A 20,375-nucleotide genomic window follows, 5' to 3' on the forward strand; every position below is an offset into this window, starting at 1 on the left:
CTACCTCTTGAGAGCTGTTGCGGTGATGTTGCTTTCGTTCCAGCCGATGGTGTTGCCGGGGCAATAGATCTGCAGGATGTAGGTGTGGTTGCCAGCGCCGGGGGCGTCATAGAGGCCCGAGACAGCCACAAGACCGGCCGTATAGGTCGTCTGTGTGGTGCTGCCATTGCTGCCGCCTGTGCCGGAGACGACGGTCTGAACGACACCGAGATAGTAGGTCTGGCTAAAGATCGCTGTCCCGTCACGGAAGATGTTGACGCCGATCGGCTGAGAGTTCTGGCTGCCGCCATTCTGGTTGTACTGACCGAGCGTCATGGCGTCGATCACGACGCGACCGTCGCCGGCAACATTGACGACGCAGCTCACCAGATTGACCGTGGCGTTAGCCGCGATGTTCTGGGTGCCGGCGATACGTCCAACGCCAACCCCGGTGACCGCACCTGCGGAGATGTTGGACGTGCCAACCTGCAGCGTGCCGATAACGGCCGAGCTGATATTGACCGCACCGAGATTGGCGGTCAGCGCATCCAGGCTGTTGACCGAGATTTTGTTGGCGGTAACGGCGCCATCCACGATCAGTTCGGCCGACATGGCACGCCGCATAACGGGCTTGGACCAGAAGCAGGAGCTGCCGGTGCCGGCCGTCCTGTTCACCTGCAAATCCATGGCAAGAGCGGTTATTCCGGAAGGAACAGTGTATTTTCCTTGCAGACGAACCCATGCATTCTTTGTGCTCGTGCCGGTGATCACTACAGGCGAGATCGTCCCCGAAGGCGCGCGCGGGAAGGCATATATATTGGCCTGATTCGGATCAGTGTTGTTGACCCAAACGTCAAACGCATAGGTTTCTCCGGCTGAGACCGCGACGAAGTTAGAATAGGCACAATCTCGCCCGAGCGACTGGAGGAAATAGCCGGCCGCATCTCCACCGCTATTGTCATTGTAAAAATTCTGCAGGTTCTGCGTCGTCCAGCCGGTGATGCTGCCCGCCTGCCAGCCGTTGTCCGCCATGTTGGAGAAGTCGGTCAGCACGAGCTGCTTGGCAGTGATCGCGCCTGCCGCTATCTGAGATGCGCCGATCGTGTTCGCGGCAAGCTTGTCGCCGGTGATCGTGCCGGCAACGATCGTCGTGGCAGTGACTGCACCGGCCGCGATCTTGCCGGCTGTGACCGCATTGGCCGCGATCGCGTCTGCGGTTACGGCATTGGTGGCGATCTTGTCAGCTGTCACGGCGCTGGCGACGATACCGCCGTTCATGATCATCACCACGCCGCCATCACTCCAAGGCGTAAACTCTGCTGCATTCGGGGGGCAGCGGCACAGCATTGGCTTGTTGAGGAACATATAGCTGTCGGTTTGGCCGGCGCTCGTTTCATATTTGCGGATATAAATTGATACCGCGACCGTATTAGCGGGAGCCGCACCGACACACCTGAGACGTGTCCAGAGGTCCGGATTGGTCGCACTTCCCGCGATACCGTTGTTCTGATCGGTCGTAGTATAGCCAACAGCTACGCCATCTGAAGCAATCCACTGTATCCGCAGCTCAACCAAGCAGCGATGGGCAGAGACATAGGCTGATACCTCGAACCAGTCACCGGGAGCGCAGGGCACGCCATATTTGAGGTTGTTCGGCAACGTCGGCGCGTCGGGCCGCCCCCAACGAATGTCACTCCAGTAGTTGTTTCCGGTATTAGCGCCGTTCTGCCACAACATCAAAGTCGGGCAGTTCGGCCCAGCCCATGATTCGGTGACAGCACGGATGCGGAAGGTTTGATTGGGGATCGTGCCGTTCGGCAAATAGGTCCAGCAATCCATACCCATAGAGAAACTTGCGTTCTGCAGTAGATTTTTGCCGGAGCCAACCGCAAGCGCATCCGTGGTGACGGCATTGGAAGCGATCTTGTCTGCGGTCACCGCATCGGCTGCGATTTGCGAGGCCGAGACTGCGCCGGCCGCGATGGTGCCCGCCGTGACCGCATTCGCGGCAATGGTCCCGGCCGTCACTGCCCCAGCGGCGATCTTGCCGGTAACCACAGAGCCATCGACCAGCAGATTAGCCGACGCCTTGCGCAAGAAGCTAACACCCCCGAACGAGATGTTGCCGTCTGTGAAATCCCGCTGAACGTAGATACGGAATATAGCTCCAAAAGCGTTCACGGGTGGGGTCATCGTAACCGTATAGGCCTGAAGCCCGGAAACTGTCGTGCCTCCCGAGGTGTCGAAAATGGCGGGATAAACATCAGGGTTCAGGAGCTGACCTGTGGTGTCTGTCCAGTGAACGCGCGCCCACACTCCCATCTTCGTACCGGACGTTCGGATCGCTTGGCACGACACAAGATACTGCTGCCCCGCGACGATCGGAAACGCATCCGACTGGACGATTAGTTGGTAGCCGGGACCCACAACATAGGTGTAATCAAGCGAACCCTTGCTGTTGAATGGCTGTGTCGCCACCGGGTTGATGACCGCATTGGCGGGTCTGGAGAACCAAGAATCGGAACTTTGCATCTGGTTATCAGGAATGAGGTTTTCCCAATCCTGTAGAACGAGACTGCGCGCTGTGATGGCATTCGCCGCGATCTTGTCGGCCGTGATGGCGTTGGCGGCAACCTTAGAGGCCGTCACCGCGCCATCTTCGATCATGACCGCGCCGGTGGCCTTGCGCAAAACCGGCTTAGCGATGTCGTAGGACCCACTGTTGTCGGCCGTGCCGGGGCGCGCGGTGAGCTGAAGGTTGAACCTTGCCGGGATACCATTGTTCGCCACGGTGGCGGGGATGTTCACCAGCGCCTGCACCTTCGTCCAAACCGTGGGAACGTTGGCAGCGAGAGCAAAATACACCTGTGGCCATACAGTGTTCGCGCTCGTGCGATCAGAGACCGACAGGTACGAGCCGAATGACGCTGTGGGTGCACCGTTTTTCCGGATATAGAACTCGACATAGTAACTGTCCCCGGCCGAGCAGGGCATTGAACCCGTAGTGGCCTGTCCAGGGTCGAAGATGGCGTAGTCAATCCCGCCATTCGCGTCCGGAATGCGGATATAATTTGGCGCGGGATCTCCGGATGCTCCCACAATCCGGCTGGGTGCGATCGTGCCGCCCAGCAGCCAACCGTCCGTGCCCGCCGCTCCCTGGTCAAAGAACGGGTTGGTGATCATGTTGGCGAAGTCACCGATTGCGACCGACTTGGCCGTCACCGCGCTTGCGGCGAGTTGCATCGCCCCGATCGCGCCGGCAGCAATCTGTCCGGCCGTGATGCTGTTGGCGGCGATCTTGTCGGCAGTGACGGCGCCGGCGGCGAGCGCATTGGCCGTGACCGAACCGGCCGCGAGCTTCGGCGTGGAGACAGCGCCGTCGGAAATCTGTGTTCCGACGATCTGACCAGCGATGTCAGCAGCCGCTGTCGCTGCCGTCCAGGCACTGCCGGTATGCCGGTAGAGCTTGTCATCCGTCGTCAGATAGACTGTTCGGCCCTCGACATTGCCCGTCGTCGGTAAGCTCGAAACAATTTCCACCGGCCGAATATCGGAAGCGAACTTGGTCGTATCGACCGCATTTGCCGCAAGCTTTGCGGCACTCACTGAACCATCGGCAAGTTTACTCGCATCGACCGCCAGAGCCGCCAGCTTATTATTCGTGATCGCGCCATCCGCGATTTGTGAAGCGTTCAGCGTCCCGTTGACATCGCCAGCCGCGACGGCGGCCGTCCATGTGCCGCCGTAGTAGCGATAAAGCTTCCCATCTGTCGTCAGAAAAACCTGCCGGCCTTCGACATTGTCGGTGGTTGGAAGGGAAGAGACGACCTCAACAGCCTTGATGCTACTCGCGAGGCTGGTCGCATCAACCGCACTCTGCGCAAGCTTTGCAGCGGTCACGGCACCGTCTGCGAGCTTGGCGGAGATCACCGCGCCGCTCGCCAACACGTCGGCCGTAACAGCAGCCACCTGCAGCTTCGCCGTCGAAACCGCCTCGTCGGCGAGCTTCAGATTGGTAACCGCCTCGTCCATGATCTTGGCGGCGGTCACAGCCGCATCGGCGATCTTAGAGGCGATGATCGCGCCATCGAGAACGTCGCCCGTTTGAATCAGGACATTCGGCGTCTTCACGCTCAGCCAGGCCGACCAATCCGTGGCGCGATTGGATTTGGGAATATAACGGCCCCTCGCCTCGTAGTCGGTGTTCGACAGCATCCACTGGCCCGAAATCACCCAGGAGAATGGCGAAGCGTAGCGAGTGCTGTCGCTGTCGAAGACGATATCGCCGGTGTCCTTTAGCCGGACTTGCACCCACACGCGCTCAACATCGTCCATGTCCGCCGCGCAACTGATCTTGATCGCCGGCCGACGATCGATGCCGCCGGCGTCTTTCACAGTTACCGGCTCGACGGTCCAGCCGACCATTGGCTGGGACGGCGGTGTAATCGGGCCGATCCAGCCGGTGGCGGAGGGCAATTGCAAACCGCTGTGCCAATCGTAGTCGGCAGGATCGACTTCCTTCAGCGTGACGACGATCAGGAAATTCGGCTGCGGCTCGACCTTGACGACAAGGAATTTCTTTTCGTCATAGCCGTTGCGTGCCGAGGTCCAGGAAACGACATCGTTCGGCTCCAGCGGATAGGCGTCGGGCGGTAGCGATATCTGGTGCACGCGGAAGCGCCGGTAGTCCTGGATCATCGCCAGGCCGACACTCTGCACCTGATTGGCAAAGGGAACGGCCGGCAACTGGATCTGCGCCGGCAGGCGGCGATTGCCGTCCTGAGCTTCCAGATCGGCATTGTAGCGGCCCGGCGCATCCTTCGTCGCCCACTTCTCGCTGGGTTCTGGATAGGTCGCTTCAATGGCGTTGTAGGTGTCGGAAAGCGAGGGAAACGGCTGGAAATCCTGTTCCTCCGTAACGACGATATCGTCGTCGGAGAAGGAATAGACAGCGCCGCCGGGCGTGCTGATCAGCACCTTGAAGATGCCGCCAACTTCGGCCATTCGGCCGTTGCAGCCCTTCAAGAGCTCGGAGACCACGTCGAGCGGTTGTTGATCGCACTGCACTTCGTAGCCGGCGCGGAAGGCTGGTTCGCTGCCGCCGCCATCGAGCGCAACAGCGGCGTCGCAAGCGTTTGCCGCCGCCATCCAGTTTGCGGCGGGTAGGCAGAAAGCAGCGATATTCTGGCCGCCATAGACCCATTCCGACCCACGGTAGACGCCACGCGCCAGATTGTAGATCATCGTGGCCGGGTTGCTCGTCGGCTCCCAGGTGGCGGGATTGTCCCAGCGATGGGCGCCATTGCCGCCAACAGACGAATCCTTGCGGATATCGTAAAGAGGCACCGGATGCGGCTGGTAGAGGCCGGCGGGGATGCCGGAGAACAGATCGGTATTGTAGCGTGCCGTCAAAATGACGACCTGACAGCCAAGGCCGATCATCGTCGTCTTCCAAGGGCGATCAGGATTGGCGCCGAATTTCGCGGACAGGAATGCGTCGGTGCCCGACTGGGTGCCGTCGAGAAATTTTATCCAGAGATAATCCTTGCCTTTCACACGATATTGCAGCACCGGGAAGCCGCGCCCATCAGGATGCGGCTCTTCCCAGAGCACGCCGACCTGCTGATCGTCGATCCAGACGCTGGTGAGGCCGCGCTCGCCGGCATAGTTGGGCAGGCTGCCGACTTCGATGACATCGGTGAAATAGGCGTTCGGCGTCTTGCCGTCTTCGCCCCAGGAGCCGGCATATTTGCGCCGGCCAGCCGTGGCGTAGCTGCCGATGATGAACGACATGGGGTGGTCGTCCCCCATGCTGATTTCGAGCTTGGCGCCTGCCTGCTGCGGCTGGTCCTTCTTCGCCAGCGCCTTTTCGACCAGCGACAGGCCGACGTTAATCGCAACGGTCAGTACCAGCTTGCCGATGACGCCGATCGAGCCGATGAATTGGGAAATCGCGGCGATCGCCGCAGTGATCGGATCGGCATGCGCGGCATCCGCCATCAGCCAGAAGCCGACAACGTTCAGGAGCAAAATCAGAATTTTCATGGATCTGGCAACCTCGAATGGCGCATGGAAAAAGGTGCGCCGCCGACTGGAGCGGCAGCAACAAGTCACCGACAGGTGATAACAAAAACGGGATGTCCTGGCCGGCTCAGCCGACCTTGAAGGCCCGTGTAGCGTCGAGCAGATCGACCGTGCCAAGCCCGGTCTCGCGCAGCACGAAGATGCGCTCGCCATTGACGACACCGAGGGCGTAGCCAAAGGGACCTTCATGCGGAATGGCGGCGATATCGCCGATATGGGCCTGGCTCGGATGGATCTCCGGCAGCATGGTGGCGACGAGATCGGCGAGATTGTCGAAGCCGGCCGCCTTCATGGTCTTCAGCGCGCCGGCCGCAGTGGAATACTCGCCGCGAAACTGCGCGGCGCAATCGACGCCGGTGATCGCCAGCACCAGATTGCCGGCAAGGCCCGGCCCGCAATCATGGCTGCCCCAGACAAAGGGCGTGCGCTTCAACCTATCGATCTCGGCGACGAAACGCGCGCGCCAGTTCTTGACCCTCACAAGCTCGGTCATGACTTCTGCCCCCAGGGAATCTGCCAGTTGGCGACGGTGCTGGAATAGAGACCAAATTCATCGCCGCTGCGGCGCTTCTGGCCTTCATAGGAGGATTTGGCCGGATTGGTCCGCTCCAGCATGGCGATGGCGGCGGAGATGGCGGAAATCTCGATATCGCCGTCCTGACCGACCGCCGGCGTCTTCATCGGCGCGCCATCGGCAATGCCGAGAAAGGCTATCTCCGGCGCCGCGCTCGGCAGGCGCGTGCCGGTATCGAACGACATGTCGTGGATTTCGATCGGCGCCAGCCGCAGATCGTAGCCGCGCACGAGCTGCTGCACGGCGGGCGCGATCTGGCCGATGGTGATGGTCACGGTCTGGATCGTCAGATCCGCCGTGCGCGGGATCGGGCTGACCGTGAGATTGAGGCCGCCATAATAGGTCCGCGCCTCCGGCAGACCGGTGACGCCGGAGGTGACGGTGATGTTGATGTCGTCGTCGCCGGTCCAAAGACCGATCGAAGCGGGTGCGCCGCTGGCGAGGTCCTTGCCGGTGATCCATACGAAACGACGGGGCACAAGCCCCTTGTCGCGCGCGCCGGTCAGCGCCGCGAAGAAGGCGGAGGTGATGTTCTTCATCGTCTATTTCTTCTGAATGACCTTGAAGGTGGCGCCGGAGGTGATCGGGCCGCTCGCGGTGCCGGGATTATGGCTACCGGGCGCGATCAGGCATTTGCAGGCCGGGCGCAGCAGCGCCACACCGAGACCGGCGGCAAAGCCCGCCGGCAGATGCGGGAAGACGCCGAAGACGGGGGTTGCGCCCGCGCCATTCGCCGTCACCGTCTCCGACACTTCGAGAAAGGCATAGCGGTCGCCATAGGCAACCTGCATCTTGTCGCCGACAGTCAGCCGATAGCCTCCCGGCAGACCGTTGAGACTGACCGACGCATTGTCGGCGCCGAGTGCCGCCACGCTAACGCTCGCGGCGCCGAGTTTCGTCCCGTCGGGGTCGGCCTGCGGATATTTCGACAGCGGATCATAAAGAAAAAGCGCCTCCTGGGCGCCGTGAAGTTTGCGGATGCGGGCGGCGATCTGTTTCGCCTCCGCATTGTACATGTCGGCCAGCGTCACCGTTCCGATCCAGAGCGGCGGCGCCAGCTCCGCCTGCCAGACCCGGCCATCGCCGGAGCCGGAAAGCTCGTCATTGCGCTGGATGTCCCAAACGACGCTGGAGATCTTCAGGAGATCGGCGAAATCCGGCAGGCTGTAGGGATAGGAAACGGCCATCAACGCCTCCGGGGATTGCGGTTGATCTGCGCGACGCGATCGGGAAGCTGCTGATTGAAATCATTCAGCCCCTGCCGTGTCGAAGTCTGCGCTTCGCTCTGGGCGACATTCTTCACATAGGCCTTCAGATTGCCGTTCTCATCGACGGAAACTCCGACCGTGACATGCACATCGGAATTGGCGCCCGAGGCACTGTTCTGATTGACGGCCTTGAGGCGGCGATTGGGAACGGCGGCATCCGGCTGCGCTCTCACAAATTGCGGCCCGCCCTCGCCGACGACGCCGCCATCGGCATAGCCGCGCCGGCCAAGCCGCATCGCCTCGACAACGCCGACGCCGCCCGCCCGGGCGATATCCTTCTGGCTCCAGACGACCTCGCCGGCATGAACGATGCCGGCCGGCTCATGCTTGCCGCCAGAGCCGGTATAGCCGCCATCGGCCCATCCAGCGGGTAGAACGCTGAAGGGATCGAAGCCGGAGATGGGCACGGTTGCATTCGAGCCGATGTTGAAACCGCCGCCGCCGCCAAATCCGAGCAGGCTTGAGAAGAAGCCGCCAATACCACCGCCGCCACTCGCGGCACTGTTGACCTTGAAGAGGCTGTCCAGAACATCGTTAAGAAGCTTATCTGATATCTTGTTGAGCACATTTACTGCCGCATTGCCGAAGGATTTCCAGAAGGATTCACCATTCTGCAACCCGGTTTTGAGATCGGTGATGAAGCCCTTGGTTAAATCCTTAGCGAAGCTCATCGCCTCTTGGGCCCTTTTTGTAGCCTCAGTCTGACGATTCTGTTCCGCCACGGCATTGGCATACGCAGCAGCAGTTTCGTTAATCTGTGCGTTGAGGGCTGGCGTTATTGCCAGTTTCTGCTTTTCCGCCGCGGCAAGAAGATCGGCTGCTGCTTTAGCCTTGGTCTGTGCGTTACCATAGTCATCAAGCACTGGATTCAAATTCGCTTGCACAGCAGTTTCAGATTTGATTGCGTTTGTCCGCTCTACGATTGATCGAAGTTCACTTTGATAGTCGTTGCTTTTTTCAACGCCACCAGTTCGAGCAAATGCGCTTCGACCGGAATGTTCTCCCGGCAAGCGCTCAGCCTCAACGTTTGGACGCTTCTCGGGCAATGGCACAGGAACGTAAACACTACTGCTAAGAACCCGCGGATTTTGCCTGTCGAATTCCTCAGCTCGATAATTTTGCTGTTCATTCGCATCAGTTATGAAACGACCATCACCAGAAATAATTGGATTTAACTGACCCAGAGGCGGCAAGTTAGGTATTAGTTTTGTCAAAACTGCTGCCTCTTGTCGAAAAGCGGAGGCTTTATCTGATGCCTCAGCAATTTGACTTGATAGCGTACTAAATTGTTCGGCGAAGGCAGCGACCGCCGGAATACCCGTTGCCAATGCTAAATCAGCAAGTTCGCGTTGTACGCGTTTTGCATTCTCTGCTGTCGCTGTTCCCTTCTCAATTCCTTCGGCCAGCTCGTTAAAGGAACGCTGGAGCGCAGAAATATCCTCGACTTCCGCTCCAGCAGCCTGCAATAGAGATACGAGGTCGGCGAAGTTGATTCTTAGATCGCCTGCAGTTGCGCGCAGGCTCGACCACTGAGCTTCTGCGGCGGCGGCAGAGGCACTTACTATATCTTTGTCGCTCGCAATTCGCTCGCGCTCATCTGCGTACCTCTTTAATTGAGGAAGCGCGTCCCCCCATTTTTCAGCTATACTTTGGATAAGACGCACTTCGTTTTGTAGCTGCTCATTCGCCTTTTTACCGCTATCTGCAGCACTTGCGAAATACTGGATGAGCGCCGCTGCGCCCCCCACCAAACCTGAAACCAATAGCGTTGTCGGGTTTAGCATACTTCCTATTGCGTTGCTTAGTACGTCGAACGCACCTTTCAGGCCACCGCCCGAGGCGCCGAGCAACGCTCCCAGTTCTCTACCTTGCTGAAGAGCGACAAGGAATGGTGACTGCCCACTTGCAATTTGAGTAGCAATATCCACGAGGGACTTGCCGACGTTTTTGTTTGCTGCCGCAAGCGCATCTGCAGAGACTATGCTAGAAGCATTCTGAGAATCTGCCGCACCAGCAGAACTTTTGCTTTTGTCGATAGCAGCAGCGAGCCCACGGTAGCTGTCACCCAGCATGGCAACGCGGGCGCGAGAACTGGAAAGAGGCCCAAGAGAGCCTGCTGCTTTACCAGTCATCACTTCCAACGCACGCCCTGCCGCCCCTATCGCTGTTCCGGCCCGGTCTGAAGCTGAACCTATACGCGTCATCTCGGCGGCGGCTTCATCACCGCCAAGAAAAATAACTTTTAAGCCAAGAGTTGCAATATCGATCACTGGTAAACCTTTCGAAAAGGTGCAAGAGATACGCATAACGAATTCGCGGAGAACGTGTTATGGCTAGTGGGTTGAAGGGTCTAATCGCAGCCACGTGTATAGTGATCATCGCGGGAGGCGCTTACTTCGGATGGAACGCTTTCGAAAAAAATCAGGCGACAAACAGAACTGCGGCCTCGACAGAAGAAGCCAGAAAAGAGCTTTTTGATCTTGCCTCAGCAAATGACAATGAGCCTGAGCGAGTGCGAACCTATTGCAGCCTTATCAATGATGAACTTGGTAAACGTATCACCGATAACGATTATTCTCGCAATATTCTAAGAAACTGCCGAGCACTAGGTTATCTCTAAGGGGCTACGTCTAGAATTACGGTGACATAGAATTACGGTGACAGTGCACTCAAATAAGATTTCATATCTGATCAACACAACCAATGGCCCGTCTCGCTCGTATCGTTGTCCCTGATATTCCACATCACGTCACCCAACGCGGCAACGGGCGGGCGCAAACCTTCTTCTGCGATGATGACTATGCGCTCTATCGCGATCTGCTGGCTCATCATTGCCGTGCCGCCGACGTCGAGGTCTGGGGCTGGGTGTTGATGCCGAACCATGTTCACCTCATTCTCGTGCCGGCGGATGCCGACGGCATTCGCCGGGCTCTATCTCGCGTACATCGCGCCTATGCCGGCCATATCCATGCAAGACTGCGCCGGACCGGCCATTTCTGGCAGGGCCGCTTCGGTTGTGTCCCCATGGATGAAGAACATCTGGCAGCAGCGCTCCGCTACGTCGCCCTCAATCCCGTGCGTGCACGCCTTGTCGAACGGGCTGCCGATTGGCGATGGTCGAGTGTCGCGGCCCAACTTGGACTGATTGAGGATGACGGCGTCACGACCACAACACCGGTTCGCGCTCGCTTTCCCGATTTCGCCGCCCTCCTCACTGCGGGAGAGGAAGAGATGGCGTTTGCCGCGCTTCGCCATGCCGAAAGCATCGGTCGCCCCATCGGCAATACCGACTTTTTCGATCGGCTCGAAGACCTCACCGACGCCACCCTCAAGCCGGCTCGTCGTGGCCGCAAACCCAAAGCCGTCATTGGAGAGAATTAATGCACTGTCACCGTAATTCCCTTGCCGATGGCTCCTGTACTTGCGGCCGCCTTGCCGCCTAGCGTACCAATCGCGCGCGCCGCAGCCCCAACTTCCGACTCCACTTTGTTTGCCGCAACGGCAACACGATTCATCCCCGTGGCGACCTGATCGGCACCAACGATTGTGAATTTCACGCCCAAAGTTGCAATATCTGTCACTGGCATACCTTTTCAAAACATGCGAAATACAACCCTGCGCTTTGAATGGGGGATTTCGTGATTAGATTGTGGAGATTAGTCAGCGTGGCTTTTTTGCTGCCAGCCATTGGCGGCTGTAGCTCTTCTGATTCGAAATTAGTGACCGTGTGCGAAGAAGTTTTGAAATTGAGACTTTTAGCACCGGCAGGATACAAGCGGGTCGAAATCAAAGAATCCAACGAGCCTCTCAACCGCGCCGACTACAAACGCTATTTGGCGGGAGACGAATATGGGCCGCTCATCCAGGGAGCCAGGATGAAGGATTTTGACCAAGGCCGGGTAAAACCTCTGATGTTTGAGGTTCTTATAACTTACGATGCTCCTAACGCTTATGGCACACCAATTCGCGGCACCTCCAGATGTCAATATCCAACTGACAATGAAGACACCTCCAGAGCGGACCGTCTCTACGTAATGGTCGACGGCAAAACGAACGCGGACTGGTTAGAGACGCAACGCTAAGAAAAGCGGGCGACTATGAGGCTTCAACTACTTCTGGCTGCATTCTCCGCGTGCGCTTCCTTATACGGGATGGATTCGCGACACATTCAGGCGGCTGTTCAGCTGAAGTCACGGCATCCGCACTTGTACTCCTTAAAATTTCTGAGAGACACTTATGGACGTTTGGCTAAAGGCTTTGATCGCAACCGCATGCGCAGTGGTAATCGCGAGCGCCGCGATTGTCGGCGGTATTGCTGGTTGGCAATACTACCAGGCATGGCAGGAGGAGAAGGCTGCCAAGCTTGCCGAACGAAAATTCAAATGCACCGATGCACTAAGAGAAGAAGTCCGTGCGAAAGCAGGAGAAAAGACATATGGTTCATTAGCTCTCATGGTTGCCGAAGCGGATGATTGCCGAGCGGAGTTTCCTGATATTCGAGCCTCGTTCTGCTTTCGTCTCTGGAAAGACGTGAAGCTATTCAACGCAGGAGAAACTACCGACTTCTTCGACAAAATGACCTCTGCAGCGGTCAAAGAGGTTGACGCGTGCAACCAAGAGTTTGGCTATACTGAGCCAGAAAAGAGGCCTCTCCCTCAAAACACGAGTGAGTGGAAAGCGGCCACACCATCAAAACCTGCGGCGGCGCTGACAATGGTGGCAACCTGCGAAGCTGCACTGAAATTCCGCCTCGGTTCATCAGCTACCTATACGCAAGTTGACCATTCCAAAGCCCAATTTCCAATGGGTCGCAGTGCGTTCGCAAGCTACCTTGAAAAGACCGACGACAGCATTTCGATGCGGGAAGAGAAGCTGAAGCAATTCGATCAAGGCGTTCTGAAGCCGGTAGAATTTTATGTCTACTTGAGCACAAACGCCATCGTCCAAAGCCGATATCAGCGGATTGAAGCGGCCTGCAGCTACGTCGGCATACAAGGTACTGACGCCGGCGCTGCTGTAGACAATGTGAGACTCACCTACTGAAATTCTATAGCGAGACCCTCTACCCCGCCTCCCGCGCCCTGATCGCCTCCGTCTCCTCCTCCACCGCCTGGCAATAGCGCCCGTCCATGGCCTTCAGCACGGCGATGTCCTCGCGGCGCAGGAGGTTGCCGGTCAGATGCAGCCAGGCGAGCATTTCCTGATGGGAGAGCGGCGCCGGGCCGGAAAAGCCGGGGGCCCGCGCCGAGCGCAGGTCCCAGAACCAGTCCCAGAGCGCATGGCCGGCCTCCGGCACCTCGGCCTCCGGGCTTAAAAGCTCGAAGGCCTCGTTGCGCTCGCGCCGGGTCTCACCGTTTGTATCGCGCACGCAATCATAGCGTGCAACGACCCTTACGGCTTCTGAAAGCCCTTCGGCAAGCTCTTCATAAAATTTGCGCGGTCCTCCGAGGCGCCGGCCACCTGATCGTAGATCCAGCCGGCTTCCTCGACGACTTCACGGGCCCTCTCGAAGGAGAGTATCGGCTGCTCGCCCTTCCACTGCTGCTCGCCCCAGCTCCAGGAGGCGATGGCGGCGGCTGCCTTGTCGAGATATTCGGCCTCGACCTTGCTGGTGGTCAGCTTCTTCTTGCGGCTGGCGAGGAAGCGGTCGCTATGCTGGCGAACGATCTTCTTCACCTCGTTGCTCTCGGCCGAGCGGATCATGAAGGAGATGCCGAGCGGCTCCTCGGTTGCCGGATGCAGGAGCTGCAGCTCGAAGAGATCTTCGGAATTGACGAGACTGGAGATATCCAAGGAAACACCTTATCGGTTGGGACATTTGAAAGTGGCCGCGCGCCGCAGGAGAGCGACGCGCGCAAGGTTCCGTAAGATCGCGCTTACGGCGTGGTGACGGGATCGACGCGGATCGGCAACTGGTTGAGGCCGACCTTGAACTTCTCCAGATCGAAATCGTCGGAGCCGCCGCCGGGATAGAGCGGGCCGGAAACGACGCCGCGCGAATAGAACACCGTGTTGGTCTTGCCCTGCGGCGCGTCGTTGCGCTCGACCTTGATCGCCATGTTGTTGACGTTGAGGGGGTCGCCGAAGGTGCGCAGAATGTCCTGGCCGGGATCGTCGGCGATGGAGGCGACTTCGAGCTCCGGATCGCCGGCGTTGGAAACGCCCTTCTGCTTCTGCTGCACCGGCTCATCCAGCGTGTTGTAGTTGTTGATGGTGGATTCCGAGCCGAAATCGCCGACCTTGCCAACCTTGCCCACCTGCACCCAGGTCAGCGCGGCATAGGCGGTGGCCGTGAGATCGGTATTCTGGGGCGTCTCGCATACGTAGACTTTCGAGCCCTTCTTCGTGCTTTTGTTCGCCATGGATCATGTCTCCGGTTCAAAGGCGGTGTAGGGAATGGTGACCGGTATCTGCACGCGGTCATCCTCTTGGATCGGGCCTGCGGCCCACGGCTCGCCGCTAATCGTGATCTTCACGCCAGAGGCGAACAGCGTCTTGTTGTTGAAATGGTCGATGACTTGGCCGGCAGCATCGAGTGGCTTGATCAGCCCGCCGCCGGCCTTCCAATAGACGGAAACCTGCAAAAGCCCGAGCTTCTGCTGCGGATCGTCGCCAAGCGTCACCTGCCGGGGGCGGTTGGGCAGAAAGCTGACGGCCAAATAATTATCCGGCTTAGCTTGCCCCGCCGGCGGAAAGGCAATGCCCGGCTGCGCCACCGGCAGCGGCGGGCTGAAGCTCAGCACCGCCAGATAGTCCAGCAGCGCAGCCAGAATGAGTGCGTCCGTTCCAGTCGCCATCAGTCACCCGTCTCTATGATGTTGAAATTTCGAAAGGATCAGTCCGTCTCGCGAACGGCGCGCTCGACAATGTCTTGCCATTCCTGCGCCGCAAGCCGCACCATGCCGGCGCCTGCCTTGCCGTCACGGCCATATTCGATCTCGGCCGCATAGGGTGCGGTGAAGCCCATATAGATCTTGCCGCCCAGCGGTGCGCTGAGAGCAGCCAGATTGACCGGCTCGGCATTGGAACCATCAGGCGCATCGGCGGCAGATACTCCGGCATGCATGACCGGCATCGCCGAACCGGAAACCTGGAATGAATTCACCAGCGCCCCGCCGGTATCCGGCGTCCTCTCCACAACAGCCTCCGCCAGCAGCCGGACGGAGGTTTCGACGACATCCTCCATGCGCTGCTTGGTCTTTTCAGCCCAGGCGGCGATGGTGGCGGAGAAATCGGAAGAAGCCATTTCAAGGAACCTTTTGACATGATTGCAAGGCCGCCGCTGTCAGGAGTCCGCTCCGCGAGCCGACCGCTCGAAGTTCAGCAAGGTCGAAGTCCCGTAGCGTGCGCGAACCCTGGACATGCCGCGCGTATCGTCCGCCCTCGCCGTCGATGACGGCTCGACCTTTTGCGGCAGCGACAGCCGATCCAGAATCAACAACAACCGCACCAACAGCCATAGAGCCAACGCGGCCCCGAAGCGGGCAAAGGCGCTCACTGCCGCACCTGCAACTGCCAGAGCACGGTGGTCCCACCCGGCGATAGGGGCGCGATATCGACGATCGCATGCTCGACGCCGGCAATCACCAGCCTGTCGGCAAGCGTCGGCGCGATCGAAAGGCCCGCCGTCGAGAGATAGACCATCCGGTCGCCACGCTGGATCAGCGTATCGCCGATATGCGCCTGCGTATGGTCGAGATCGACCAGCATGCAGGCAAAGTCTTGGCTCGTCTGCGCCGGGTCGTAATCAGGGCCGGTGCTGGTGATACGCCGAAGCTGAGCTTGCTGGCCGAACTTGGCAATCAGCCGCTCGGCCGTGGCACGAGTTTTGGCATAGTCAAAACCTGTCATCACACCACCAGAATGCCCGGCAGAACCGGGCGCAGGAATGGATAAAGCAGACCGTCCAGTATCGTCAGCACCGGCCTTGCAGCGGCAACGGTGTCGTCAAGGGAACCGGCGGCGATATATTCCGTCTCCAACGGCCCCACCTTTTCGCGTCTGACAGTCTGTGCAACGGTGACCATGGGGCTCAAGCTACCGGGGGCAGCGAGTTCGGCAGCCGCCGCCTCATAGGCCGCACAAGTTATCGGCAACGGCACTGCATCCTCGGGAATGACCTCGCCATTGGCCGTCGCCGCCGCCCTGCGCGGCCAGGATAGAGCCTGGTCATAGCCCCCGGCACGAAGCCCGGGAAAACGCGGCTCGTAAAGGCCGTCGACGACCTGCGACCCGCGCACCAGCGCCGCCGCGCGATCATCTTCGCCGGCTACGGCCCAGGCCGCATTGCCCCGATCGGCAAAATAGGTATTGGCAGCATCGAGCGTGCCGTAAAAAGCTGCGGACATGAGAACTCCGGCAGTGAAGGAAGATGGCGCGGGGCCCTCTCCCCGCCAAGGCGGAGAGAGGGAAGTCAGGCTCAGGCTGCCGTGATCTCGTCGCCATAGGCCATGGCGGCCGGCAGGCGGACTTCCGTGCCGCCGGTGCGGGCGATGATCCCCGTTTCGAAGCTCATGATCGATTTCTGACGCGGCTGCAGCACGCGCCGCGGCATCGGCAGGTGGAAGCGCAGCACTTCCGGATCGCGGCGATAGACGACCATGCGGCCGCCGCCATCCTGGGATGCGGTCGCAAGCTCGCGCAGCGGCTGGATATCCAGCGGCTGGCCGGTTTCGGCGGTATAAACGTTGCCCTGGCGCAGGAATTCCAACACGGTGATGTAGCCGTCGCCGTCGGCAAGCCGCTTGGTGGCAATCAGCCGGAAGGCTTCCGGCGGCAGGCGCAGACTGTCCACCCACTCGACTTCGCCGGTGCTTTCGCGCACGCCGCCGATGAGATCGTTGACATCGCGCAGGATCTGATCGGCGGTCTTGGCGGACCAGAAGGTCGATGAGCCCGTGCCATCCGCGGCGACATCGACGCGCGAGACATTGGGATCGTTGACGAAGCCGGTCCAGCCCTTTTCCGCCGAGCCGATCATGGCGACGGAATTCAGCAGACGCTCGATCTTGTCCGCGGCAAAGATGGCGTTGGAGGCGTTGAGATCGAGATTGTAGAGCGCCGCCTGATTGACCTCCTCCAGATTCCATTCCCAGCCGGAGCCGACCATCGCGAAATCATGGCTGGCGCTGTCGCGCGTCGATTGGTTGAAAGGCATGTCCGTGCCGGCGCCGGAGAGGAATTTCGCCTCGCCCGCGCTGTCGACCGTGAAGAAGGTCGTACCGGCTGCCCATTCGTTGCCTTCAGTAACGACAGGCACATGCAGGCCGTAATTGAAAGTCGGATAGCGGCGCTGATAGATGCGCGTCTCGATGTTGCGGCCCTGCGCGATGACGAAGGAATAGGCTGCCTGGGCGTCGGCGAAATGCTGTCGAACGAATTGATTCATGGATTAGGCGCTCCTGTGCTTGAGCGAGATTTCGACGATATCGCCGTTGCCGCCGCTCGTGTCGAAGAAACAATCGGGAATGGGGCCGACGATGCCGGTGCCGGCCGCGTTGACATAGGCGTTGGCGGCCGGGTTGTAGTAGACGGCGTCGCCGTCGGCGACCGTGCCGCCTGCTCGCACATACATCTGGCCCGAGGTCAGAAAGGCGCCGGTGATGAACTGCGCATAACCGTCCACCTGCGTGGCGCTGGGCAGCACGGTCGGCGTCAGCGCGGCGATGCCGAGAAACTTGCCGCCGGCGGCATAGGGCGTAACGCCGTGATCGGCGAGACCGCGTTGGGCAGGCTGGCCGAACTTGATACCGGCGGCATTTTCCACCGTGCGGCTGATCTTGTTGGATTTTTCCTCCGAAGCGATCTGCCCGTGCAGGCCCTTCTGAGGAGCGTTTCCATAGGTGGTCTGATAAGTCGCCATTGAAGCGTCTCCTTTTCGTTGACCTGGTTAAATGGGATTGGCCGGCAGGTGGGCGGACTGCAGGTCGCGCACCATGGCGGCATAGGCAGTGAACGCCGAAGCCATCGACGTCTGCTCTGTGTTAATGCCGTCCTTGACCGCCGCGGCAAAAAGATCCGGTGTCTCGCTAGCGGCCTCGGCCAGCATGTCGAAGCGCGCGTCGATATAAGCCTCCGACCGCCCCTCAACCGCCCCTTCGCCGACCTTCGCGACGACGACCGCTTTGCGGATCGCAGCATCGGAAAGACCTGCTGTTTTCACATTGCCCGTGATCGCCTTGGCGAGCCCGATGAGGTCGGCGCGGGCCTCGGCTCGCCGCTCGATCTCGACATCGGACAGGAGTCTTGTCTTGATGGCATCCAGCTCTGCATCGCGAACGGCGATCGCCTTCTGGTAAGCGACGTCAGCGTCGGCGAGCCGTTGCTGCAATGTCGCGATAATTTCGGCAGCCTGGTCGCTGACTTCGATCCCGACCCCATCGACGGTAACTGTCTTCGTGAGCATCGTTCCTTCCTTATTTTGATGGTCATCGGAAATGGAGCGTGGGGCTGCGAGAGGAGCGCAGCCCCACGGTGCTGCAACATCGCCGATGCGGACTTTCGGTCCCGCACGGCCACGGCGCACAATGGCGATATGATTGATGCGAATATTCTTCTGGACGGCGTCATAGGCTTCGCCGGCAGGCGTCACGCCTGCAGTGAAATCGAGATCGCAGACATAGCCGGCGGATAGCTCCTGCTTGCCGCTCTCGATGTCCTGAATGGTCGCCTCGTCGCTGACCATCAGCGGCACCCGAATGAAGATGCCCTCGCCGGCGATCTCATCGCCGGTCTGGCCGACGGAATACGTCTTCCAGTTTGCCGACGTGACCATTTCCGGCGGATGCTCATTTGTCACCGGCCGGTGAGCGGCACTCTTCAGCGTATCTTCGGAAAAGACTTCCGCCCCCGGCCGATAGACCCGCACGGTGCGCATTTCCGGCCTGCCGATCTCCGCGCCGAGATAGTTCTGAATGCCTGTACGAGCGATCCGGGCGTCGGCCACAAGATAGCCGTCTGCAGTCCGTCGCGTTCCGGCGACGGTGACAGTGTCTGTAAAATTCATGATTGGATGTTCCTTGGTCGGAAGTCGACTTTAGCGGATGGTGCCGCCGCTATGACGAGGCGGTATTCGCTGCAGATGCGGCAAATGCCGGGCTTTATTCTTCGCTCTGACGCGTGGTTTCCTCGGGGACACCTTCGTGCAGGCCGATTTGATCTACGTCACCAAATGCCCCGATCGCCGCTTCCAACCCCGGCAATGAACCGTCTTCGACGAAGGTGTTCACCAGTGCCTCCGACAAGGCCTGCCGCGAGATGATTTCTTGGCCGGAAGACGAGCCAAACAAGGCCCGAGCCGCATCGGCCTTGGTCTTGAAGATATCGGCCTTCTCCTTCTCGCTCATCTGCTCCAGCGGCGCCCAGGTGGCATAGACGTCCGGATCGCGAGCGCCAGTGGCGGAGCGAATGAGGCATTCGTCCAGCCGCGACATGGCGGGCGTGAAGTCAAGTTCCTGAATTGCCTGGATGCGATCGTGATAGTTCCTCATGTCACTGTCGCCGGTGGCGTTGAGGCCGGCGGGAGATTGGCCGAGCAATCGGGTGACCGGAATATCGGCGGCCCCGGAGACGATCTGCATGAAGGCCATGAGGATGTCCGTCAGTCCTGCCAGCGGCGCACTCTTGCTGTCGTACTCTTCCTCACTGTCGAGGATCAGCGTTCCGTTGACGCCTTTGATGGTGTTGGCCAGCGTATAGCGGCGCAGCACAGCATCCTCGTAGGCTTGATTGCCGATATTGGCGGAGAATTGCGGCACCTTGATAATGTCGATCTTCGCCTCGAAAACGAGGCTGGCGATATTGGCCGCCGTGCTGTCGGCATTCTTGATGGCATCGAAGGTCGCCGTGAGCACACTTTCGCCCCAGCCGTGACCGGCCTGCCCCAGCGTCCCGCCAAAATCCTCGTCCGGCGCCATCGCGCCGTTGAAGATCACCAGCCGCGACGGATGGATGACGACTTGCGCTCCGTTTGTGCCGGTCAGCGTGTAGAGTTTCGGCCTGCCATACCATTCCGACGCCGGGTCGCGATCGATCTCGCCCGCGGCAAGTTGACGACGCGTCAATACGGTCAGATGTTTCAGCCCGCCTTTGCCGATACGCTCGAAATCGAGCGGCCGAGACGGATCGGCATCACCATTGCCGATGAACAAAGCCGCACCGCCGAAGAGCCGCCCCTTCTTAGACGCTTCCAGCACTTTGCCGCGCAGGTTCAGCCGGCGCTCTTCGGCCTCGATCGCCCCGATCTGATCGCTCTCGGCCTGCCAGTTGCGCCATTTGCGGCAACTATCCAGGGCCGGGATATCGGCGATCTTGCGCGGCAGCCAAGAGCCGCGATAGGCGGCAATGATCTGTTCGTCGGTCAGGATCGGCTGGGCATAGAAGACCGATGCCGCCTTGTCCCGCTCCGTCCCCATGCGAGACGCAAGGCTCATCAGCCCGTCGCGAACCATCGAGAGTACGTGTCCCATGGA

The 20,375-nt window shown here is 59.7% G+C and carries 21 protein-coding genes; 4 read left to right on the top strand and 17 right to left on the bottom strand.

Annotated elements, in window-relative coordinates; all coding sequences use genetic code 11:
• From NXC24_RS12775 to NXC24_RS12795, 5 genes are all read right to left on the bottom strand, one after another.
• Positions 1-6,024 (bottom strand): phage tail protein, encoded by a 6,024-nt coding sequence (locus NXC24_RS12775; RefSeq protein ID WP_104823632.1) that lies wholly within the window; start codon positions 6,022-6,024, stop codon positions 1-3.
• Positions 6,025-6,130: 106 nt separating this feature from the next.
• On the bottom strand, positions 6,131-6,556 hold the full coding sequence (locus tag NXC24_RS12780; RefSeq protein WP_104823633.1) for a hypothetical protein: 426 nt from the start codon (positions 6,554-6,556) through the stop codon (positions 6,131-6,133).
• The gene (locus tag NXC24_RS12785; protein ID WP_104823634.1) at positions 6,553-7,176 is read right to left on the bottom strand and encodes a hypothetical protein; all 624 of its coding nucleotides are present in this window, start codon (positions 7,174-7,176) and stop codon (positions 6,553-6,555) included. Before NXC24_RS12785 ends, NXC24_RS12780 begins: the two co-directional genes overlap by 4 nt.
• Positions 7,177-7,179: 3 nt before the next feature.
• The gene (locus NXC24_RS12790) at positions 7,180-7,824 is read right to left on the bottom strand and encodes a hypothetical protein (protein WP_104823635.1); all 645 of its coding nucleotides are present in this window, start codon (positions 7,822-7,824) and stop codon (positions 7,180-7,182) included.
• The gene (locus tag NXC24_RS12795) at positions 7,824-10,211 is read right to left on the bottom strand and encodes a phage tail length tape measure family protein (RefSeq protein ID WP_104823636.1); all 2,388 of its coding nucleotides are present in this window, start codon (positions 10,209-10,211) and stop codon (positions 7,824-7,826) included. Before NXC24_RS12795 ends, NXC24_RS12790 begins: the two co-directional genes overlap by 1 nt.
• A gap of 23 nt (positions 10,212-10,234) precedes the next feature.
• Here NXC24_RS12795 and NXC24_RS12800 point away from each other — a divergent pair, with 23 nt between their 5' ends.
• Both NXC24_RS12800 and NXC24_RS12805 read left to right on the top strand, forming a co-directional pair.
• A complete protein-coding gene (locus NXC24_RS12800; RefSeq protein WP_104823637.1) occupies positions 10,235-10,525 on the top strand; it encodes a hypothetical protein in 291 nt (96 codons plus the stop codon).
• 83 nt (positions 10,526-10,608) lie between these two features.
• Positions 10,609-11,286, top strand: a complete 678-nt coding sequence (locus NXC24_RS12805; protein WP_104823638.1) for a transposase — start codon at positions 10,609-10,611, stop codon at positions 11,284-11,286.
• Here the strand turns inward: NXC24_RS12805 and NXC24_RS12810 are convergent.
• The gene (locus tag NXC24_RS12810; RefSeq protein ID WP_158704476.1) at positions 11,283-11,486 is read right to left on the bottom strand and encodes a hypothetical protein; all 204 of its coding nucleotides are present in this window, start codon (positions 11,484-11,486) and stop codon (positions 11,283-11,285) included. The genes NXC24_RS12805 and NXC24_RS12810 overlap by 4 nt on opposite strands.
• An 84-nt stretch (positions 11,487-11,570) precedes the next feature.
• On the opposite strand from NXC24_RS12810, the gene NXC24_RS12815 reads away from it, so the two are divergent.
• Together NXC24_RS12815 and NXC24_RS12820 are read left to right on the top strand one after the other, a co-directional pair.
• A complete protein-coding gene (locus NXC24_RS12815; RefSeq protein WP_158704477.1) occupies positions 11,571-11,987 on the top strand; it encodes a hypothetical protein in 417 nt (138 codons plus the stop codon).
• Between the two features lie 154 nt (positions 11,988-12,141).
• Complete coding sequence (locus NXC24_RS12820; protein WP_104823641.1) at positions 12,142-12,948, top strand: hypothetical protein; 807 nt, start codon at positions 12,142-12,144, stop codon at positions 12,946-12,948.
• Positions 12,949-12,967: 19 nt separating this feature from the next.
• On the opposite strand, the gene NXC24_RS12825 is transcribed toward NXC24_RS12820, so the two are convergent.
• The 11 genes from NXC24_RS12825 to NXC24_RS12880 all read right to left on the bottom strand — a co-directional run bounded on the left by NXC24_RS12825 (position 12,968) and on the right by NXC24_RS12880 (position 20,372).
• A complete protein-coding gene (locus tag NXC24_RS12825) occupies positions 12,968-13,273 on the bottom strand; it encodes a hypothetical protein (RefSeq protein WP_104823642.1) in 306 nt (101 codons plus the stop codon).
• 23 nt (positions 13,274-13,296) lie between these two features.
• A complete protein-coding gene (locus NXC24_RS12830) occupies positions 13,297-13,698 on the bottom strand; it encodes a hypothetical protein (protein WP_104823643.1) in 402 nt (133 codons plus the stop codon).
• An 83-nt stretch (positions 13,699-13,781) separates the two neighbouring features.
• Positions 13,782-14,267 (bottom strand): hypothetical protein, encoded by a 486-nt coding sequence (locus tag NXC24_RS12835; protein ID WP_104823644.1) that lies wholly within the window; start codon positions 14,265-14,267, stop codon positions 13,782-13,784.
• Positions 14,268-14,270: 3 nt separating this feature from the next.
• The gene (locus tag NXC24_RS12840) at positions 14,271-14,702 is read right to left on the bottom strand and encodes a phage tail terminator-like protein (protein ID WP_104823645.1); all 432 of its coding nucleotides are present in this window, start codon (positions 14,700-14,702) and stop codon (positions 14,271-14,273) included.
• A 38-nt stretch (positions 14,703-14,740) separates the two neighbouring features.
• Positions 14,741-15,151 carry a hypothetical protein gene (locus NXC24_RS12845; protein WP_104823646.1) on the bottom strand — a complete coding sequence of 137 codons (411 nt, stop codon included), beginning with the start codon at positions 15,149-15,151 and terminating at the stop codon, positions 14,741-14,743.
• Between the two features lie 248 nt (positions 15,152-15,399).
• Positions 15,400-15,756, bottom strand: coding sequence for a hypothetical protein (locus NXC24_RS12855; protein WP_104823648.1), 357 nt, complete (start codon positions 15,754-15,756; stop codon positions 15,400-15,402).
• A complete protein-coding gene (locus tag NXC24_RS12860; protein ID WP_104823649.1) occupies positions 15,756-16,253 on the bottom strand; it encodes a DnaT-like ssDNA-binding protein in 498 nt (165 codons plus the stop codon). Before NXC24_RS12860 ends, NXC24_RS12855 begins: the two co-directional genes overlap by 1 nt.
• Before the next feature lie 71 nt (positions 16,254-16,324).
• Entirely contained in the window at positions 16,325-17,293 is a 969-nt protein-coding gene (locus NXC24_RS12865; RefSeq protein ID WP_104823650.1) for a DUF2184 domain-containing protein, read from the bottom strand.
• Positions 17,294-17,296: 3 nt separating this feature from the next.
• Positions 17,297-17,767 (bottom strand): DUF2190 family protein, encoded by a 471-nt coding sequence (locus NXC24_RS12870; RefSeq protein ID WP_104823651.1) that lies wholly within the window; start codon positions 17,765-17,767, stop codon positions 17,297-17,299.
• A gap of 27 nt (positions 17,768-17,794) precedes the next feature.
• Entirely contained in the window at positions 17,795-18,910 is a 1,116-nt protein-coding gene (locus tag NXC24_RS12875) for a DUF2213 domain-containing protein (protein ID WP_104823652.1), read from the bottom strand.
• Between the two features lie 94 nt (positions 18,911-19,004).
• Positions 19,005-20,372, bottom strand: coding sequence for a phage portal protein (locus tag NXC24_RS12880; protein ID WP_104823653.1), 1,368 nt, complete (start codon positions 20,370-20,372; stop codon positions 19,005-19,007).
• Positions 20,373-20,375 lie beyond the last annotated feature (3 nt).

The organism is Rhizobium sp. NXC24 (assembly GCF_002944315.1).
Lineage (GTDB): Bacteria > Pseudomonadota > Alphaproteobacteria > Rhizobiales > Rhizobiaceae > Rhizobium.

Excerpts from the sequence above, each read along its gene's own strand:
- NXC24_RS12855 (WP_104823648.1), bottom strand. The coding sequence starts at position 15,756 with ATGACAGGTTTTGACTATGCCAAAACTCGTGCCACGGCCGAGCGGCTG.
- NXC24_RS12860 (WP_104823649.1), bottom strand. The coding sequence starts at position 16,253 with ATGTCCGCAGCTTTTTACGGCACGCTCGATGCTGCCAATACCTATTTT.
- NXC24_RS12775 (WP_104823632.1), bottom strand. The coding sequence starts at position 6,024 with ATGAAAATTCTGATTTTGCTCCTGAACGTTGTCGGCTTCTGGCTGATG.
- NXC24_RS12845 (WP_104823646.1), bottom strand. The coding sequence starts at position 15,151 with ATGGCTTCTTCCGATTTCTCCGCCACCATCGCCGCCTGGGCTGAAAAG.
- NXC24_RS12780 (WP_104823633.1), bottom strand. The coding sequence starts at position 6,556 with ATGACCGAGCTTGTGAGGGTCAAGAACTGGCGCGCGCGTTTCGTCGCC.
- NXC24_RS12870 (WP_104823651.1), bottom strand. The coding sequence starts at position 17,767 with ATGGCGACTTATCAGACCACCTATGGAAACGCTCCTCAGAAGGGCCTG.
- NXC24_RS12800 (WP_104823637.1), top strand. The coding sequence starts at position 10,235 with ATGGCTAGTGGGTTGAAGGGTCTAATCGCAGCCACGTGTATAGTGATC.
- NXC24_RS12880 (WP_104823653.1), bottom strand. The coding sequence starts at position 20,372 with ATGGGACACGTACTCTCGATGGTTCGCGACGGGCTGATGAGCCTTGCG.
- NXC24_RS12795 (WP_104823636.1), bottom strand. The coding sequence starts at position 10,211 with ATGCGTATCTCTTGCACCTTTTCGAAAGGTTTACCAGTGATCGATATT.
- NXC24_RS12865 (WP_104823650.1), bottom strand. The coding sequence starts at position 17,293 with ATGAATCAATTCGTTCGACAGCATTTCGCCGACGCCCAGGCAGCCTAT.
- NXC24_RS12790 (WP_104823635.1), bottom strand. The coding sequence starts at position 7,824 with ATGGCCGTTTCCTATCCCTACAGCCTGCCGGATTTCGCCGATCTCCTG.
- NXC24_RS12785 (WP_104823634.1), bottom strand. The coding sequence starts at position 7,176 with ATGAAGAACATCACCTCCGCCTTCTTCGCGGCGCTGACCGGCGCGCGC.
- NXC24_RS12875 (WP_104823652.1), bottom strand. The coding sequence starts at position 18,910 with ATGAATTTTACAGACACTGTCACCGTCGCCGGAACGCGACGGACTGCA.
- NXC24_RS12835 (WP_104823644.1), bottom strand. The coding sequence starts at position 14,267 with ATGGCGAACAAAAGCACGAAGAAGGGCTCGAAAGTCTACGTATGCGAG.
- NXC24_RS12805 (WP_104823638.1), top strand. The coding sequence starts at position 10,609 with ATGGCCCGTCTCGCTCGTATCGTTGTCCCTGATATTCCACATCACGTC.
- NXC24_RS12820 (WP_104823641.1), top strand. The coding sequence starts at position 12,142 with ATGGACGTTTGGCTAAAGGCTTTGATCGCAACCGCATGCGCAGTGGTA.
- NXC24_RS12840 (WP_104823645.1), bottom strand. The coding sequence starts at position 14,702 with ATGGCGACTGGAACGGACGCACTCATTCTGGCTGCGCTGCTGGACTAT.